Below are 18,129 nucleotides of genomic sequence, written 5' to 3' on the forward strand. Positions count from 1 at the left end.
CGCAAACATCATTTTTTCACAAATTTCAGCGATAAAGAATTGACACAATGCCTCACATTTTTAGGCGTAAAACCCTCATTTTTGAAAATATGTCCCAAATGTGCATTGCAATTCGCACACAAAATTTCAGTTCTAACTCCATCTTTATCAGGTTCTTTTTTAATAGCACCATTAATCTCATCATCAAAACTAGGCCAACCACAATGCGACTTAAATTTATGCGTAGATTCATAAAGTTTTGCTCCACATTGCTTACAAAGATACACGCCCTCTTCAAAAAAATCATTATACTCTCCACTAAAAGGCGCTTCCGTTCCTTTGTCTATGATAATTCTTTTTTCTTCTTCACTTAGCATTATTTATCCTTTGCAAAAATTTCAAGGATAAATTCTAGCACAAATATAAAAATAACTTTCTTTTTTTTTTACGATATTTTGAGTATTTTACTAATCTTTTTATTCATTTAAACTCGTCATTAAAATAATTTCAACAAATAAATGTAAAGCCAAATTTATCTATTTTAAGCAGAAAATATCTTTCTCAAAGCCTTTTTTAACGAAATTAGGGCTAAACTTATCTATGAAAAAAAGATTTTAAAAAGAAGCGAAGATGAAAAAAGAATTTTTTAGTGAATTAGAAAAAATTTTATATGAAAAAAATTTAAAGCTTAAATTTGAACTTTTTGATAATTTTTACGAAGAATTTCAAAAAGAAAATTTGATCTTTAATCACGAACATTTTGCTATTTTTCAAAATAATACTTATGAAAAAATCAAAATTTTACATCCCACTCGCATACGCCGCCCCAAAAGCACAAATAGCACACAGGCTTTAGCAAAGATTATCCACTCGATCGCACATATAGAATTTAGCGCTATTAATTTGGCTTTAGACGCGAGCTATCGTTTTAAAAATTTACCCTTGAAATTTTATAAAGACTGGCTTGAAGTCGCAAAAGATGAAATGAGGCATTTTAAACTTTTAAATAGGGCTTTAGAGGAACTTAACTTTGAATATGGCTCTTTTGAAGCTCACGAGAATTTAGAAGATGCTTTAAAAGCGACTAAAAATTCACTCAAATATAGAATGGGCGTGGTGCATAGAGGTCTTGAGGCTAAGGGACTTGACGCAAATCCTTTTGTCCTTAAAAAAATTCAAAATTCAAATCATAGCATTAAGCCCTTTTTGGAAGAAATTTTACAAATCATTTTAGAAGAAGAAATTATACATGTTAAAAAAGGCGATTTTTGGTGGAATTTTGCTAAAGATGAGAGAGATGATTATTTAAGTCTTTGTAGGCAATTTAAGGAATTTAACCTAGCTGGTAAAAAGCTCAATGATGAAGCAAGACTTAAAGCTGGTTTTAGCAAACAAGAGCTTGAAGAACTTAAAGATTTTTACTCCTAGCCTTTAGTTTTCTTTCTCACTCCAAAAAAGGTCAAAAAAAAGCGTAAAATTCCATACATCACATATAAACTAGCCAAAATTACCAAGCTTTCTAAAGGATACAGATATAAAAAAGAAAAAAGTATCATTAAGAAAACTAGCACTTTTAAAACGCTGGAGCGGTTGAAATTAAGCTTTTTAAAGCTTGGGTAGCGTATATTACTTACCATTAAAATTCCCAAAATCGCTTGCAAAATCACAAATAAAAGCCCATAAGCCTTCAAAAAATCATAACTTAAATAAGTATAAGTATAAATCGCACTTACAATCGCTGCCGTTGGTATGGGAAGTCCTATAAAAACGGAAGGCTCATAAGTGCCTGTGGTTACATTAAAACGCGCCAATCTAATTGCTCCAAAAACGACAAAAAACGCCGCAACCAAAGAGCCAAATTTGCCATAATAAACCCCTATACTCGTATAAAAAAGCACAGCAGGGGCGACTCCAAACGCCACCAAATCAGCTAAAGAATCAAACTCTACTCCAAATTTAGAAGTTGTATTGGTAAGTCTTGCTATGCGTCCGTCAAGCCCATCGAAAAGTAAAGATAAAATAATATAAATCAAAGCCTTATAAAAATCGCCATGTATCGAAGAAATAATCGAAATAACACCCAAAAAAGCCGAAGCGGCAGTGAAAAGATTAGGCAAGATGTAAATGAGTTGGGGTTTATGATTCATTTTTAAACCTTAGGAAAGATAAGCAAGAAGCGAACCTGCTTTAATCTCATCATTTAAGCCTACATGCACTCTTGTATCTTTTGGCAAAAGTAAGCTTACAGAACCATTGAGTAAAAAGCCCATTTTATCACCCGCATTTAGATGATGTGGATTATTTATAAGTTTTAATTTTCTATCCAAAGAACCCGCACAAATTCGCATTATAATATTTTTATCTCCTGCAAAAGCACGGATTATCATTCTTTCATTCATCTTTTTAGCGACCTCAAGCTCACTGCATAAAAAAAGTCCATGCCTTAAGGTTAGTTTTTCAAGTCGCATTTTTATCGGCGTATTTAAATTTCCACAATGATAGAAAGCATTTTTAATATTGATTTCTAAGCACTCACCAAAATCTTCATAATATACATTTTCAATACGCGTAATTCTCCCGTCAATCGGTGCTAAAATAGCTTTTTCATCAACACATACTAAATTTAGTTTCGAAGCCCTAAATAAAAATAAAAGTGCCAAAAGAAACAAAAAAATGATAAAAGAAAAATGCCAAAATGCCCAAAGCAATAATAATGAAAGTAAGGTAATAAAAATAATTACCCAACCTTCCCTTGCTACAAAACGACTCATTGCTCTTCTTTTTTTTCTTCTATCTGCAAGCGTGTCGGTAGGGCATTTTGCTCTTCAAATTCTTTAATAATCTCACGCACCTTAGCACCCTCTATGGTCTCCTCCTCATACAAAGCACTCACCATAGTTTCAATAGCACCTTTGTAGATATTTAGCGTTTGCTTCACATCAGCATAACGCTCGTCTAAAGTCTTTTTCACATAGTCATCTAAAGATTCTGCCATTTTTTCCGAATAGTCCTTAATGCTTTGACCGCCTGTTAAAAAGGTATTTCTTTGCTTTTCAAGCACCATAAGTCCAGCAATTTCACTCATACCATACATAGAAATCATAGCTTTAATGATATCGGTCGCTCTTTCTAAGTCATTGCTAGCACCTGTGGAAATTTCGCCTATGAAAACCTCTTCAGCGGCGCGCCCACCCAAAAGCACATCGACTTCAGCAATTAATTCGTGTCTTTGCATAAGGAATTTGTTTTCTTCAGGAGTATTAAGCGTATAACCAAGTGCCGCCAAACCCCTAGGGATGACTGAAACCTTACTCACTCTTTTTGCACCCTTTGTCGTTTCTGCAATAAGGGCGTGTCCGCATTCGTGGTAAGTTACGATTTTTTTCTCCTTATCATTAATGCGGCGTGATTTTTTCTCAAGTCCCGCAATAGCCCTTTCCACTGCCTCAACCAAATCATCTTGCTCAACAAATTTTTTCCCATCGCGTCCTGCTAAAAGAGCTGCTTCGTTAATAATATTTGCCAAATCAGCCCCAGCCAAACCAGCCGTAAGTCTTCCCACCTCTTCGACTTTGACCTTAGGTGAAATTTTCACATCTTTCATATGCACTTTTAATATTTCACAACGCCCCTTAAAATCAGGCTTATCTACTAAAACTTGCCTATCAAAACGACCCGGTCTAAGTAAAGCCGCATCTAAAACTTCAGGGCGATTAGTCGCTGCTAGGACAATAACAGGAGAGCTTTCTGTGCCAAAGCCGTCCATTTCTGCTAAGAGTTGATTAAGCGTTTGTTCTCTTTCATCATTACCGCCCATTAAGCCATTTGCCGCACGACTTTTTCCTATGGCATCAATTTCATCGATGAAAACTATGGCAGGTGCTTCTTTTTTTGCATTTTCAAACAAATCTCTTACCCTAGAAGCACCCACTCCAACAAACATTTCTATAAAAGAAGAGCCAGAAACGCTAAAAAACGGCACATCAGCCTCACCTGCTACAGCCTTAGCTAAAAGCGTCTTACCCGTTCCGGGAGGTCCCACAAGTAAAAGTCCTTTTGGAATTTTTGCTCCAAGCTTAATATAACGCTCAGGATATTTGAGAAAATCTACTATTTCCTTAACCTCCTCTTTAGCTTCCTCAACCCCAGCCACATCGGCAAATTTAACCTTAGGCTTTTCAGAATTAACAAGCTTTTTTGAACTCCCTATACCTAAAATTGAACTTCCCATATTCTTTTGCATTCTAGAAGCTAAAAACATCCAAATCGCAAAAAAGATAAAAACAGGCAAAACCCAAGAAAAAATCATATCTGTAAACCAATTTGTTTCAGAATAAGCTCCATAAGCAATATTTTTACTATCGAGCAATTTGACCAATTCGGCGTCATTGACCTTTTTTGCATTGTAAATGGTATTATTTGCACTAGAAACAGCTTTAATAGTGCTCTGCCCTATACTAACTTGACTAATTTGACCGCTCTCAATCAGCTTTTTAAGCTCGGAATAAGGCACATTTTTACTTACCTCACTACCGCTTAAATTCCCACCAAAAGAACTAGTTCCTCCATCAAAAAAACTTTTAAATACGACAACCATAACTATCGCAAAGATAGCAAAAACAAAGATGGGATTTTTGTTAAAAAAATTATTATTTTGCGGAGTATTATTATTTTTATTATTTTCGTTCATTTTTTTCCTTTTTATAAACTAAGCTTAGCCATTCATTTTTTCTAAGCTCACAAATGAGGCTTAAATCTTTAAATTTATCCTTAATTCTAGCTTCATATTTGTCTAAAATCCCAGATAAAATAAGTATAGCATTTTCCTCTAAACAATTTTTCATGTCCTTTTCCAAAATTAAAATAACATCAGCTATAATATTTGCTACAATGAAATCATATTTTTCTTTAGCCTTATCTAAGGAGCCTTGCCAAGCATTACAAAAGCTCACATTGTTAAGCTTTGCATTATTTAAAGCACTTTTTAAGGCTAACTCATCTGTATCACAAATATCAACTCTTAAACCGAATTTAGCCAAGATAATAGCCAAAATTCCGCTTCCGCACCCTAAATCTAAAGCTTTCATATCCTTTTTCGCAAATTTTTGCAAAAGCTCTATGCAAGAATGGGTGCTTTCGTGATGTCCAGAACCAAAGGCTAGAGCAGGATTAATTTGTATGTTTAAAAAACCTTTTTTAGCCTTTTGCCAAGTAGTATGGATATAAATTTGATCAATCAAAATAGGCTCAATGCCCTTTTTATATTCTTCTATCCAGTCTTTATTTTCTCTTTTTTCAAGAGCAAAATCAAAATTCAAAGAATGATTTTTTAAATGCGAAAGCTTTTCGCAAAAAAGTTCTAAAGCCCAAGCTATCTCGTCTAACTCTTCGCTTGAGCGTATATAAAAGCCTTTATCTTTTTCTTCTACCGCCTCAACTCCCAAATCAAAAACAAAGTCAAGCACTAAATCCTTATAAGGCTCATCTATCTTAAAAAACAACTCGTAGTAAAATTTTTCCATCTTCAAAAAAATGAAATTTACTCAGCCGCAGTATCACTTCCTACACCCAAAACATCCTCAAGCTTTTCTTTTAAAACTTGAGGTGTAAAAGGCTTAACGATGTAGTTATTTACCCCAGCCTTTAAAGCTGTAATAACTTCAGCCTTGCCACCTTCAGTCGTTACCATAATAATAGGCATATCTTCATATTTTTTCTCAGCTCTTACTTTTTTAACAAGGTCAAGTCCATTCATCTCTGGCATATTCCAATCCGTAATTAAGACCTTAACATCGTCATTTTTCTCAAGTAAGTCCCAAGCTTCAACTCCATGTTCAGCTTCAAGAACATCATTATGCCCCAATCTTGTCAAAGTGTTTTTAATAATCCTTCTCATAGTAGAGCTATCATCGACAACAAGTAATTTCACGGCTTCTTCCTTTCAAAGTTCTCATATTTATAAACCAAAAATGTAAAGCGAAATTATACCATTATTTGCTTATATTTTTATTTAATCTGTCTCTAAAACATTATTATTTTTATATTTTACAGCAAAAATATACACACTAAGCCCAGCTAAGAGCAAAGTAACCCCACAAATAAGATAAATCACATAAACCATTTGCGATAAATCCCCAACCGCAAGTTTAAATACCAACATCAAAGCTTCAATAGCTAAAGCAATGATAATGCTTCCTAAAAACCTTACCATAGTTTTTTGAATGCCTGTTTTTTCCTTGCGACTTTTACCAAGAACCTCTTCTTCTATAATGGTCTTAGCCAAATCAAAAATAGCCAAAGCTAGGGTAATGGCTATCGTGCTTTCAAAGATTTTTTGTATATCGACACTGTGATAATAAAAAAGACTTAAAAAGCCCTTTTGAAACAAAAAACAAGTGATGACAAAAAGCACACTCGCAAAGCAAAAATACACAAGACGACTAAATTGTAAAAAGCCAAATTCAAAATTACTCGCTTGAATAAGCTTTAAAATATCCCTTAATTTAATATCAATACAAACGACAAAAAGCAAATTTTCCCTATTATCGTAAATAGGCATAGAAGCAGTAACGCAAAGCTCATTATTTAAAATAGATGGGTAAGGATCGCTTAAAATGCAACGCTTAAGCTTCACTGCTCTATAAAAATAAGCCTTAGAACTCCTATCCTCTCCCGCTCCTTGCTCATATTTTTTTTCTAAAGTTATGGCATTTTCTATTTGTGTTCCTGAATTATCCAAAATATACAAAGCATCAAAGGCAGAAACATCGTGAGCGATTTTATCTAGTGCCTCTCTAACGCTTTCTAGATGGATATTTGGCAGCCTATCAGGCAAATTTCTTATGAGTATATAACTCATATAAGCCCTTGCTTTATAGCGGTTATCCTCAAATTTTTGAATATCTTTGATTAGCATACATTTCCTTCTTTATTATGCTTAAATTCAGGCACAATTTCTTGTAAAATCTTAGCGATTTCTTCAGGTTCTTCGCTTTTGATGAGTTTGGCAATTTGCTCTTTTAAAAGGCTTAAATTTACTTTTTCATTTTTGGCTACAAAAATGCTTTCATACTGCGTTTTAGCGTCATTTTCGTCAATAAGCAATTCTTCAAAAAGCTTTTCGCCCTTTCTAAGTCCCGTGATTTTAATCTCTAAATCCGTTCGGTTAGATAATAAAAGCATCTTTTTAGCTAAATCCATAATCTTTACAGGCTCACCCATATCTAAAACAAAAAGCTCCCCACCTTTAGCAATAGCTCCTGCTTGCAAAACAAGCTGCACCGCCTCATCAACAAGCATAAAATAACGCACTATATCAGGATGGGTCAAGCTTAAAGGCTCATTGGCAGCAATTTGTGCTTTAAATTTAGGGATAACGCTCCCACTTGAGCCTAAAACATTGCCAAAACGCACACAAGCCACTTCAAATTCCTCGCTAGAAAGTCCCAAAGTATAAAGCTCACAAACCCTTTTCGAACAGCCCATAATACTAGTCGGTCGAACGGCTTTATCTGTGCTTATCATCACAAATTTTTTCACGCCATTTTTCTTAGCACAATCAACTAAAATTTGTGTGCCTAAAATATTATTGATTACAGCAGAGTGAGGATTTTGCTCACAAAGTGGGACATGCTTGTAGGCTGCGGCGTGTAAAATAAGATCTGGCTTCATCTGTCTTAAAAGCTCATCAAGTGCCTTTTGGTCTAAAATGCTTAATAAAATCGGTGTGATTTTTTCTTTATATTTGCTTAAATTTTCATTAATTTGATAAAGATTATATTCGCTATGATCAAGCATAATTAAATGCTTCGCACCAAATTTAATGCACTGCCTACAAAGCTCACTTCCTATCGTGCCTCCCGCACCACTGACTAAGACGACCTTATCTTTTAAAAATTCCGCCACGACTACATTGTCTAAATCTTTAGGTTTTCTAGCTAACAAATCCTCTATGCTAATGTCTCTTGCTTCATTATTGGTAAAAGAAAAGATTTTCACATCGCTAATGCCATAGCCAACAAGCTCTTCAAAAAGCTCTTTAAGCTCCTCTCTTTCAAGCTTTAAAGCAATAATAGCCGTTTTAACGCCCTCATCTACAAATTTTTTAATTTCGCCTTTTTCTTTAACGACAAATTTATCACAATAAGTTCCTATAAGCTCTTTTCTACCATCGACAACAGCCACAGGAAAAAGTCCCAAACTTCCCTCTTTAGCTCCCTTTAAAAGATGCAGCGCCTTAGAAGTCGCACCTACGACTATACAAGGGCTAAGTTCATCTTTAAGGCGTGAGGGTTTAAAGTCTACAAGCATTCTTTTTGAAATTCGCAAAGTGCCGATAAACATATAAGAAAGCACAAAATCAATCCCTACAACACTTCTTGGAAAAGGATTAAAAAAACTAGGATAAAAATAAAATATCATTAAAAAAACAAGTTCCGCTAAAGCAAGGGCGAAAAAAATCTTTCTCGCCTCCCCTAAAGAAAAAAATCTCCAAGCCACCTTATAAATTCGAAAGGCAAATAAAAAAACTATCTTAAGCACCAAAAGCAAAAGTCCAGCTTTTATCATACCCATATAAAAACTTTTAGGAATTTCGCCGCTAAATCTCAATTCAAAAGCTAAAAAAATGCTTAAAACAATTAAAATAACATCACAACTTAAAAAGAAAATAAGGCGTTTATTTTTAGCTAAATTCATCTCACACTCTTTAAAATAAGCTCTGCCACTTCACGCACTTCGTCCTTAGTCATAGCCGTGCCACTTGGAAGACAAATGCCCTTTTTGAAAAAAAGCTCGGCATTGCCATTTAAATACGCCTTTTCGCTCTTAAAAACTCCTTGTGCGTGCATAGCTTTCCATAAAGGACGCGTTTCGATTTGTGCGCCTTGCAAATCCTTAATAAGCTTTGCGATTTTAGGGTGTAAAGGCAGTTCTTTCGCTCCACTTTTAACGCATTCATTTTTTGCAAAAAGTTCATTTTTATTAAAATCTATCAAAGCCGTACTAAGCCACCTATTAGATCTTGAGTTTTCAAGCTCATCTAAAAAGTTAAATTTTTCTGCTAAAAATTCCTTATACCACTCATAAATTTCACGCTTTTTAAGCACTCTTTGCTCTAAAACTTCCATTTGTGCTACGCCAATAGCTCCTAAAACATTACTAAGCCTATAATTATACCCATAGTCTAAATGCTCATAATGTAGGCAATTTTCCCTCGCCTGTGTGCTGTAAAATCTCGCTTTTTCCATTAAAACCTTGTCTTTACCCACGAGCATACCGCCACCTGAAGTTGTGATGATTTTATTGCCATTAAAAGAATAGACCCCAAAATCCCCAAAAGTCCCTAAAGCCTGCCCCTCATAAAAGCTTCCTAAAGCCTCTGCGGCGTCTTCGATTAAGATGATATTATTTTCCTTGCAAATTTGTGCGATTTGCTTAATTTTTGCCGCATTTCCATAAAGATGTGTCAAAACAAGGGCTTTAGGTTTCTTTTCACTCTCTTGTATCGCTTGTTTTAATAGCTTGGTATCCAAATTTAAAGTTTCATCACAATCAATAAAAACAGGCTTTGCCTTAAGATAATAAATCGGTGCAACCGAAGCGATAAAGGTAAAAGAAGAGGCTAAAACCACATCGCCTTGCCCCACTCCCGCCACTCTTAAGGCTAAATGTAAAGCCGATGAGCCCGAATTTAGTGCAAGAGCGTAAGGAGCTTTAGTATAGTCTTTAATGCTTTCTTCAAAACGATTCACAAATTCGCCCAAAGGCGCAATATAATTACTCTTAAAAACCTCATCGATATATTTTAGCTCATTACCTCCCATATGCGGAGGAGAAAGAAAAAATCTCATTTTTTATCCTTTTCTTAAAGTGAAAAATTATAACGCAAATTATTTAACCTAAATCCTCTTTCACTCTAGCCAAAATCGCCTCATCATTTGCAAAGTCAAAGAATTTAAACTCATTGCCGTGCTGGATATAGCCATCTAGCAAATCTCCGCTTAGGCGGTTTTTTAAATCAAGCTCGGCGATTTTAAAGCCGTCCAAAGTGCCGGCAAATTCCAAAAGGCGCGGCGGGATTTCCTTAAGCTTGGTGTAAAGATAGCAAAAGCTCTTAAGTCCTACCCGACCCACGCGACCTCTAAGCTGATGCAGGGTCGCAAGCCCCAGCCTCTCAGCCCCCACGATGATGATGGTGCTAAGGCGTGGCAGGGAAATGCCTACTTCCACAACGGTCGTGCTAAGTAAAATATCGCCCTTTTCTTTAAATTCCTGCAAAATCTTATCTTTTTCTTTATCTTTTCCGTGCGTTACAAAGACATTTTTATAATGCTTTTGCCAATAAATTCTTGCTTCATCAAGCGAGAGGTAGGGGATTTTCTCGCTTTCACTCACAAGAGGATAGATGATAATTATTTGATGATTTTGAGCGATTTCTTCGTCAATTTTAGCCTTGATTTTAGCAAAGTCCTCATTTTGAACGCAATAAGTGCTAATCTCCTTTTTAAAAGGCATTTGCTTAATAAAGCTGAAATTTAAAAGCTCTGATTGTATCATACTTAAAGTGCGTGGTATGGGCGTGGCGGAAAATTGTATAAAGTGAGGATTTAAGCCCTCCTTACTTGCAAGGGTGCTGATTTTTTGCCTTTGATTTGAGCCAAAGCGGTGCTGCTCATCTATCATCACTAAAACCGCTTTAAAACCCTCTTCATAAACGAGTGCGTGTGTGCCTATAATTAAATGAGCGTTTTGAATTTGCTCTTTTAAATTTTTTTCCTTTTTACCTCCCTTTATAAAAAGAATTTGTAAAAAATCAGGCAATAATTTTTGTGCCTCCTCAAAAAGCTGCCCCGCTAAAATGCTAGTAGGTGCCATTAATAAGGCTTGTTTAGGATACACACTTAAAGCCGCCGCAAGTAAAACAAGAGTTTTCCCACAGCCCACATCGCCCATTATCACGCGTCTTTTAGCTAAATTTGAGCGTAAATCCTCCCTAATGTCCCTTATAGCATTAAGCTGGTCTTTTGTGGGATTAAAAGGCAAAGTTAAAAGCCACTCTTTAATATCAAAAAGTTTGATTTCATAAGCGTTAAAATGATTTTTCTTATTTTTAAGCCTTTTCAAAAAATTATAAATTTCAATATATTTTAAATCCTCCAAAAAATGCTCCAAATTCTTAAACAGCTCAAAACTTTTTGCATTATAAGCGTGTAAATTTAAAAGCAAAAAGATAAATTTGTCCGCTATGCCACTTTCTTTTAGATTTTCATAACTCACATAAGTTTCAATAAGACTTTGAATTTTACTATCTTTGATACCAGAAATTTGATACTTAGGCTCGAAAATTCCTGCTTTTTTGATGATTTTAGGATTATAAAATTGCCAAGACTGATTAAAAAAGCCCAGTTTTCCACTCAAAAGTAGAGTCGCACCTACCTTAAAAATTCCCATATGCCATTTATTAAAATGAAAAAAAACTAAGCTAACATTAACCCCCCAAGCCTCACAATAAGCCTTTATTAAAAGGGTATTTGCTCTAAAATTCTGTGATACAATGCGTAATTCTTGCACACAATTTTCATTTTCTAAAGGCTGTGGAGTGAGATTTAAATTTTCTATCTTCTTCGGTAAAATAAGAGCTAAATCAATGGCACTTTTGATTTTCAATTTTTTAAAAAGCTCTAAATCACTTTCTTTAACTTTCATTTTGCACGCTTACAAAGCTTAAATTTAAAATTTCATTATGCTTTTTAATGTAGGCGTTAAGCTCCTTTAAATTTGCCTTTTCGATTTTGTCAAGCTCCTCTTTAAAAGCACCGATTTTTAAACCTTGATAAAATTCCGCAAAGGCGATAGAAAGCCTTTTGCTAAGACTTTCATAACGCAAAGGCGTGCTTCCAAGTATGAAATTTTTAGCCTGTTTTAATTCTTCTTCACTCACACCCTTTTGAATAAAATCGCTAAAAATTTGCCTAACAACCTCTTTAGCCTCTTTTGCGTTTTCATTTTGTGTTTGCAAATAGCCAAAAACACGGCTATAAGAATTACACATATCTAAACTCGCATAAGCTGAATAGGCAAGTCCTCTTTTGACGCGAATTTCCTCCATAATCCTCGAACCAAATCCCCCCTGCCCTAAGATAAAAAGGGCGATTTTAGCCAAGTGCAAATCCTCATCTTTAAAACTAGCCTTAAAAGGCGCAGCAAAATAAATATAGGCTTGCTCGCTAGGTTTTTGCAAAATCTCATCTTGAATTTTGCTCTTAAGCTCGTAGCGTTTTTGTAGGCTTTGCTTACCCTTTTCTAAGTTTTTGAGTAAAGTTAAGCTTAAATTTCGTGCCTCTTCCTCCTCTAAAGCCCCTCCCAAAACCACCGCTGCATTATTAAGATGAAAAAAATGCTTATAAAAAGCTTTTAAATGCTCTAAATTTATGGCTTTAATGCTTGTTTCATCGCCCTCATTAGCACTTTGAAATTCTTTTTCCTTAAAAATTGTGCGATTAAGAAGCTTTTTAGCTACATCATCATAGTCATTTTGCAAATTTGCAAGCTCTCCAAGTGCGTTAATTTTAAGTCTTTGCAGGGTTTTTTCCTCAAAACGAGGATTTTGAAGTAAATTTGCAAGAGCTTTAAAGGCATAGTTTTTATGCTCTTTCAAACAAGAAAAACTGAGCTCTAAATTCTCAAAACCGCTACTGGCTTCCAAATTTATCGCTCTAAATTCCAAATCCTTAAAAAATTTATCGCTCACGCCTTCGTTTAAAATCCTCGCAAACATGCTTGCCACCCCAGCCACCTCGTCAAAACTGCGCCCACAATTTCTAAAAACAAGACGAAAAAATATAATAGGAAAATCGCTATTTTTCTCAAAAATGAAAGGGACTTTTACACCCTTGCTCTCTAAATACTGCATTAAAATCTCTCCAAAATTTCATAAGCTGTATTGCGTTTAGCCGGCTTTTCCCCAAGACTTCTAATAAGCCTTATCATCTCATCTTGATTCATTTTATAACTTGCCCCTGCGGCTGAAACGACATTTTCCTCCATCATCGTAGAGCCTAAGTCATTGGCGCCAAATTTCAAAGCGAGCTGCCCAATGAGTGAGCCTTGCGTTACCCAAGAGCTTTGTAAATTTTTAAAATTGTCCAAATAAAGCCTCGCAAGTGCGAGTAATCTTAAATATTTATTAGAGCTTTGCTTTAAAATTTCAGGGTGCTTAAGTTTTAATTTCGTATTTTCACTTTGAAAACTCCATAAAATAAACGCCCTAAAGCCGCCCGTTTCATCTTGCAATTTTCTTAAATGCTCAAAATGATCAATCAATTCCTCATCATTTTCCACCGTGCCAAACATCATCGTAGCCGTGCTTTTCATGCCTATTTGATGGGCGCTTTTATGCACTTCAAGCCAAGTTTTAGTGTCGCATTTATGTGGAGCTATCTCATCTCGCACCCTATCACTTAGCACCTCAGCCCCCGCTCCGGGTATGGAGAAAAGCCCTTTTGCTTGAAGTCTTTTTAAAACCTCTTTTATACTTATCTTAGAAATTTTAGCAATATAGGCAATTTCTACCGCCGAAAAGCCGTGCACCGTGATATTTGGGTAATGCTTACTTATCCACTCGACTAAATCTTCATACCATTCGATTTTAAGCTTAGGATGCACTCCGCCTTGAAAGAGAATTTGTGTCCCACCGATGGCTTCAAGCTCCTCTATCTTTTTGCCAATTTCCTCATAGCTCAAAATGTAGGCGTCCTTGTCCTTAGCGTGCCTGTAAAACGCACAAAAATCGCAATCGATGCAGCAGACATTGGTATAATTGATATTTCTATCCACGACAAAGGTGGTGATTTTTTCAGGGTGAAGCTCTAATTTTCTCTCATAAGCCATAGCGCCAAGCTCCGCTAAAGTAGCGTTTTGAAGCAAATCAAGCGCTTCTTTTTTGTCTATTCTTTTCACTTTGTAAGCCTTAAAATAAGTTATTTGTAATTATAATGAAAAATCTTAACAAAATTAAAAATAATTTTAAGCCTATCAAGCAAAAACGCCTATTTAAACTAAAATGCTAAACTTTCGCATTTCAAATAAGGACTTTTAATGTATCCCCTAAACCTCCCTGAAGAAGAGCTTAAAAGCAAAGTCGCGGCGGATTTTTTCAGCCCAAATCCACAAAGTGAAATTGTAAAGCTAGACAAAGAGCAAAAAGCCCTTTTAAAAACTCTAGATTCCACGCAGATTCTAGGGCGGATTGATTTTTGTATAAGCTACAACGCAAAGACACTTTTTCAGCCTATAAACTTTTTGTGGGCAGAAGCCAAAAGGGGCAATAAAGCCGATATTATAGAATCTTTTATCCAGCTAATCCTAACCATAGGCAAGGAAAAAACCTATGAAAACAATCTCCCGCCCATTTTCTTAGGAGCTTTTGATTGTGAGAAAATAGCCTTTATCCCCTACCACGAGCTAGATTCTATCTTCACACAAAATGACTTTAATTGGAATGTAACCCCAAGCAACCACGATACAAAAGAGTTTAAAACACTCCACACCAAGACAAAAGAACTTTTAGAATCTAAAAAATTGCAATTTAGCTTCAAAAGCGACTATAAAGAATTACAATCTTTCATACAAGCAAATTTCACGCTAAATAACGAAAACATCGCCAAAATCCCCATAACCAAAAACAACTTCACTACCATTTATCAAAAGTGGCTTACAAGCGTAGCCCCAAGCATTGGCATTGATTGGAATCTCGCTAAAAACGCAGGGATTTTAGACGCAGATTTCTATCTAGCAGATTTACTAAGTGCTGAAAATCAAAGCCTACTAGACAAACTCTTTGTCGTGCTAAAACAAACGCATTATGAGTTTAATAAAACCACCACATTTATGGGGACACAGCAAAAAGATACCGCAAGTTTTAATGATAATCAAAAAGCCCACACAGCCTTTTGGAATCTCTATGAACGCCCACCAAAAGAAGAGTATTGGAGCTACATTATAGATAGGCGAGATTTGCTAGTGCCTAGCGATATTAGAGAACGAAAGGGCGCATTTTTCACCCCGCAAATTTGGGTTAGCAAAGCGAGGAGTTACCTAGAAAAAGCACTAGGTGAAAACTATCAAAGCGAGTATTATATATGGGATTGTGCCGCAGGGACGGGCAATCTACTCACAAACCTTACAGAATCTCACAGACTCTATGCCTCTACCTTAGATAAAGCCGATGTAGAGATTATGCAAGAATTATCAAGTGAAAATGCTCTGCACCTACTGCCAAAGCATATTTTTCAATTTGACTTTTTAAACGATGAGTTTTTTGACACAATTTGTGAAAAACATCAAAAAGAGGGCTTAAATTTCGCAGACGAAAAGTGCGAAAAATGTCAAAAATCCAAAGTCCCAAAATCCCTGCAAGAGATTCTAAAACATGAGGCAAAACGCAAAAAGCTTATTATTTTCATCAATCCACCCTATGCGGAAGCCACTTCAGGCACGACACCAGCAGGCACAGGCAAAAATAAAGATGGCGTAGCCTTAGGCAATGCCACCTATGAACGCTACAAAGATTCTATGGGAAAAGCAAGTAATGAGCTTTTCGCACAATTTTTCTTTAGAATCTATAAAGAGATTCCACACTGCCACCTAGCCGCCTTTTCAACGCTTAAATATGTCAATTCTAGCAATTTCACAAAATTTAGAAAGACTTTTAAAGCAAAATTTCTAAAAGGCTTTATCGCTCCAGCTTATACTTTTGATAATGTCAAAGGAAACTTCCCCATAGGCTTTTTGATATGGGATTTAAGCCAAAAGGAATAAAACATAAGAATTTTTGCTAAAATTCAAGCAAAAAAGGAGTAGAAAATGACTTTGATATTAGAAAATGTAGATTCTAAACTTTTGCAAGTGATTGAAAGCTTAAAGGGCTTAAAAAGTGATTTAAAGATTACAAAAGAGCCAGAATCTAAAAGCGATTTTGAAAGTGTAAGAGAGCAGTTAAAAAACAAGTTACAAGACCCAGAGATTCGCTTAGTATTTGAAAGGCTTAAAGATAAATGAGATATTTAAGCTTACAAGAAGTGCAAAAAATCCACGATGATATGCTAGATGAAATAGGCGGACTAAAAGGGGCAAATCCTAAGCAAATCGCTCTTTTAGATTCTGCTTTAACACAAATCCAAAATGATGATTATTACCCAAGCTTTATAGACAAGCTTACGCATATAATGTTTGCCTGTGTGAAATTCCACCCCTTTGCAGATGGCAATAAACGCACCGCATTGCTCATCGGCGATGCCTTTATAATGCTCAACCACAAAGCCACACCAAGGGACTTTTACCAAAAGCTAGAAGATGTAATTGTAAGCGTAGCAAGTGATGAGATAAGCAAAGATGAATTCAAAGAAATTTTAAGCACTTTACTAAAGGATTAAGAAGTGAAAAACATTATTTTAGATATTTTTGATGAAAACGGAGCGAGTTTAGGGAAAAAGCGATTCTATACAACGCTAGACAATAAAGAAAGCATTAACAAGTGGATTAAGCGATATGATGATGAAGAAAATTTTAGGGCTGGGCTACTTGATACAAGGGGCAACGATTTTCAAAATCAGCAATACATAAATATAAAAAGCCAAGATTTCATTATCACCGCACACAGCACAGGCTTTTATTTAACACATTATAATCTAATCCCTATGGCAGTATATTTCTCCGTCCGCCATTGTATCCCACATACTTGGATAAATCACAACGACCAATTCCTAAACCCAAATAAAAAATGGGAAAAGGACACAGAGTTTCATAGCGACTGCCTTATTTTTATGCTTTTTCACGGAAAAAATAGAATCACAAACAAAGAGGGTATAAATCACTTTATCCCCTTTAGCGAAAAAGAGATAAACGCAGCGGAAGCCTTTGAAAGCCACTTTATGCAAGACTTTCTTCAAGGTAAAATCAAGCAAGATTCTAAAAGCACCGATAGTAAAAGTCTCTTTAACGATGAGCTAGAATCTACCTTTATCCCCACAAAGCCGCTAATTTTTAGCGATGAAGCAAAAGAAGTGCTACAAGCAGGAAAGGAGCTTTTCAAGCACTACCACACACAAGCAAAAGATAAGGAAAATTACAATCCAAACGCCGCACTCTATGACATCAAAGCCCACTTTCAAGGCTTTAATGACAAAGGCAAAATGAACCCACCTCAAAAAGCACAAGATGAAGCCTACAAGCAAAAGCTAGGAGAGCTTAACTACGCCCTAAAAAACTTAGCTAAAAAGATAGAAGTAAAAGTCTATGAATATGAATTTTTACTAGAATGAGCGTTTATAACGCTCTTAATGCTTATGTGGGAATTTGTGGGGGTTAGAATTAGCGCTTACTTGCTTAACCGTGCCATTTTCTATATCATAAGCCGCCCCAAAGCCCTTCACAAAACGCCCCTTGCCAAATTCAAGCTTCACTAGGTGAAAATCAAGCATTTTGCGTATAGTCTTAATGCCACCCTCGCCTCCTGTTTGTCTCTCAAACTCATCATAAATCCTATCAAAGTCCTCGCCCCTTTCTAAAAAACTCGCCCTCACTCTATAACGAAGCCTTTTTCTAAGTATCACTGAAGCGGCTTTGCTTTCATCTTCTAAAAACATAATTTCAATATTGTTTGGATTTGCTTTAATATTTGCAAAATGCTCACTCACCTCGCTAATATAGATGAAATTCCCCCACTGCGTGCTAAAAAAAGGCGCATAAGAGCAAACAACCTCGCCTTTTTTATTTAAGGTCGCTAAACAAACAGAATTAAAACTAAGCATAAATTCCTTTAGCTCTTTTTCCACGCCGCTGGTATCCCCCGTGCTTTTTGCCCCCATACAAAGTGCGATGATAGTGTCTTTAAGGGTGCTTTCATCGGCTTTTTTAGGAAATTCTACGCGTAAATTTTCGTCCCCATTATAAACAATGTCTAAGCCGTTAAAATCCACGCTTTTTAAAAAAACCTCTTTCACATCTTCTACGCCACCAAATTTTTTACACAAATCCACCAAATTTGACCGGTGATGCTCGTTCATATGAGAAATAATACTTTCGTAATTCATTTTTTTCCTTTCTTTTTGCAAAATAAAATAGCTTAGAAAATAATATCAATTATCAAAT

Annotated in this window: 18 protein-coding genes; 5 read left to right on the forward strand and 13 right to left on the reverse strand. The window is 35.7% G+C overall.

The annotated features are described in order from the left end of the window. Positions 1 to 8: 8 nt before the first annotated feature. Positions 9 to 356 carry a methionine-R-sulfoxide reductase gene (locus NYG92_RS00380; RefSeq protein ID WP_270960040.1) on the reverse strand — a complete coding sequence of 116 codons (348 nt, stop codon included), beginning with the start codon at positions 354 to 356 and terminating at the stop codon, positions 9 to 11. A 253-nt stretch (positions 357 to 609) separates the two neighbouring features. On the opposite strand from NYG92_RS00380, the gene NYG92_RS00385 reads away from it, so the two are divergent. Further along, positions 610 to 1,407, forward strand: a complete 798-nt coding sequence (locus NYG92_RS00385; RefSeq protein ID WP_270968315.1) for a ferritin-like domain-containing protein — start codon at positions 610 to 612, stop codon at positions 1,405 to 1,407. Here the strand turns inward: NYG92_RS00385 and pssA are convergent. The 11 genes from pssA to NYG92_RS00440 all read right to left on the reverse strand — a co-directional run bounded on the left by pssA (position 1,404) and on the right by NYG92_RS00440 (position 13,938). Next, a complete protein-coding gene (gene pssA, locus NYG92_RS00390) occupies positions 1,404 to 2,126 on the reverse strand; it encodes a CDP-diacylglycerol--serine O-phosphatidyltransferase (RefSeq protein WP_270976356.1) in 723 nt (240 codons plus the stop codon). The two genes, NYG92_RS00385 and pssA, sit on opposite strands and share 4 nt — an antisense overlap. Before the next feature lie 9 nt (positions 2,127 to 2,135). Beyond that, on the reverse strand, positions 2,136 to 2,750 hold the full coding sequence (locus NYG92_RS00395) for a phosphatidylserine decarboxylase (protein ID WP_115633013.1): 615 nt from the start codon (positions 2,748 to 2,750) through the stop codon (positions 2,136 to 2,138). Beyond that, the gene (ftsH, locus tag NYG92_RS00400) at positions 2,747 to 4,669 is read right to left on the reverse strand and encodes an ATP-dependent zinc metalloprotease FtsH (RefSeq protein WP_289233187.1); all 1,923 of its coding nucleotides are present in this window, start codon (positions 4,667 to 4,669) and stop codon (positions 2,747 to 2,749) included. The genes NYG92_RS00395 and ftsH overlap by 4 nt, the downstream gene beginning before the upstream one ends. Next, positions 4,656 to 5,501, reverse strand: coding sequence for a 50S ribosomal protein L11 methyltransferase (locus tag NYG92_RS00405; protein ID WP_270976354.1), 846 nt, complete (start codon positions 5,499 to 5,501; stop codon positions 4,656 to 4,658). The genes ftsH and NYG92_RS00405 overlap by 14 nt, the downstream gene beginning before the upstream one ends. Positions 5,502 to 5,518: 17 nt before the next feature. Then, a complete protein-coding gene (locus NYG92_RS00410; RefSeq protein WP_004277573.1) occupies positions 5,519 to 5,908 on the reverse strand; it encodes a chemotaxis response regulator CheY in 390 nt (129 codons plus the stop codon). Positions 5,909 to 5,989: 81 nt separating this feature from the next. Continuing rightward, positions 5,990 to 6,895 (reverse strand): PDC sensor domain-containing protein, encoded by a 906-nt coding sequence (locus NYG92_RS00415; protein ID WP_289233188.1) that lies wholly within the window; start codon positions 6,893 to 6,895, stop codon positions 5,990 to 5,992. After that, positions 6,889 to 8,676 (reverse strand): UDP-N-acetylglucosamine 4,6-dehydratase (configuration-retaining), encoded by a 1,788-nt coding sequence (pglF, locus tag NYG92_RS00420; protein ID WP_289233189.1) that lies wholly within the window; start codon positions 8,674 to 8,676, stop codon positions 6,889 to 6,891. The genes NYG92_RS00415 and pglF overlap by 7 nt, the downstream gene beginning before the upstream one ends. Continuing rightward, positions 8,673 to 9,830 (reverse strand): UDP-N-acetylbacillosamine transaminase, encoded by a 1,158-nt coding sequence (gene pglE, locus NYG92_RS00425; RefSeq protein ID WP_289233190.1) that lies wholly within the window; start codon positions 9,828 to 9,830, stop codon positions 8,673 to 8,675. Before pglE ends, pglF begins: the two co-directional genes overlap by 4 nt. A gap of 43 nt (positions 9,831 to 9,873) precedes the next feature. After that, positions 9,874 to 11,685 (reverse strand): ATP-dependent DNA helicase RecG, encoded by a 1,812-nt coding sequence (gene recG, locus NYG92_RS00430; RefSeq protein WP_289233191.1) that lies wholly within the window; start codon positions 11,683 to 11,685, stop codon positions 9,874 to 9,876. After that, positions 11,675 to 12,892, reverse strand: coding sequence for a M16 family metallopeptidase (locus NYG92_RS00435; RefSeq protein WP_289233192.1), 1,218 nt, complete (start codon positions 12,890 to 12,892; stop codon positions 11,675 to 11,677). The genes recG and NYG92_RS00435 overlap by 11 nt, the downstream gene beginning before the upstream one ends. Further along, complete coding sequence (locus tag NYG92_RS00440; protein WP_289233193.1) at positions 12,892 to 13,938, reverse strand: dehypoxanthine futalosine cyclase; 1,047 nt, start codon at positions 13,936 to 13,938, stop codon at positions 12,892 to 12,894. The genes NYG92_RS00435 and NYG92_RS00440 overlap by 1 nt, the downstream gene beginning before the upstream one ends. A gap of 138 nt (positions 13,939 to 14,076) precedes the next feature. Here NYG92_RS00440 and NYG92_RS00445 point away from each other — a divergent pair, with 138 nt between their 5' ends. The 4 genes from NYG92_RS00445 to NYG92_RS00460 are packed head-to-tail and all read left to right on the forward strand — an operon-like array spanning position 14,077 to position 17,300. Next, positions 14,077 to 15,798, forward strand: coding sequence for a hypothetical protein (locus tag NYG92_RS00445; protein WP_289233194.1), 1,722 nt, complete (start codon positions 14,077 to 14,079; stop codon positions 15,796 to 15,798). A gap of 45 nt (positions 15,799 to 15,843) precedes the next feature. Then, positions 15,844 to 16,038, forward strand: coding sequence for a hypothetical protein (locus tag NYG92_RS00450; RefSeq protein ID WP_289233195.1), 195 nt, complete (start codon positions 15,844 to 15,846; stop codon positions 16,036 to 16,038). Next, a complete protein-coding gene (locus NYG92_RS00455) occupies positions 16,035 to 16,412 on the forward strand; it encodes a type II toxin-antitoxin system death-on-curing family toxin (protein WP_289233196.1) in 378 nt (125 codons plus the stop codon). The genes NYG92_RS00450 and NYG92_RS00455 overlap by 4 nt, the downstream gene beginning before the upstream one ends. Positions 16,413 to 16,415: 3 nt before the next feature. Continuing rightward, positions 16,416 to 17,300, forward strand: a complete 885-nt coding sequence (locus NYG92_RS00460; RefSeq protein ID WP_289233197.1) for a hypothetical protein — start codon at positions 16,416 to 16,418, stop codon at positions 17,298 to 17,300. Positions 17,301 to 17,315: 15 nt separating this feature from the next. On the opposite strand, the gene NYG92_RS00465 is transcribed toward NYG92_RS00460, so the two are convergent. Continuing rightward, positions 17,316 to 18,071, reverse strand: a complete 756-nt coding sequence (locus NYG92_RS00465; RefSeq protein WP_289233198.1) for a HugZ family heme oxygenase — start codon at positions 18,069 to 18,071, stop codon at positions 17,316 to 17,318. Positions 18,072 to 18,129 lie beyond the last annotated feature (58 nt).

This window comes from Campylobacter felis (assembly GCF_030250085.1).
Taxonomy (GTDB): Bacteria; Campylobacterota; Campylobacteria; order Campylobacterales; family Campylobacteraceae; genus Campylobacter_D; species Campylobacter_D upsaliensis.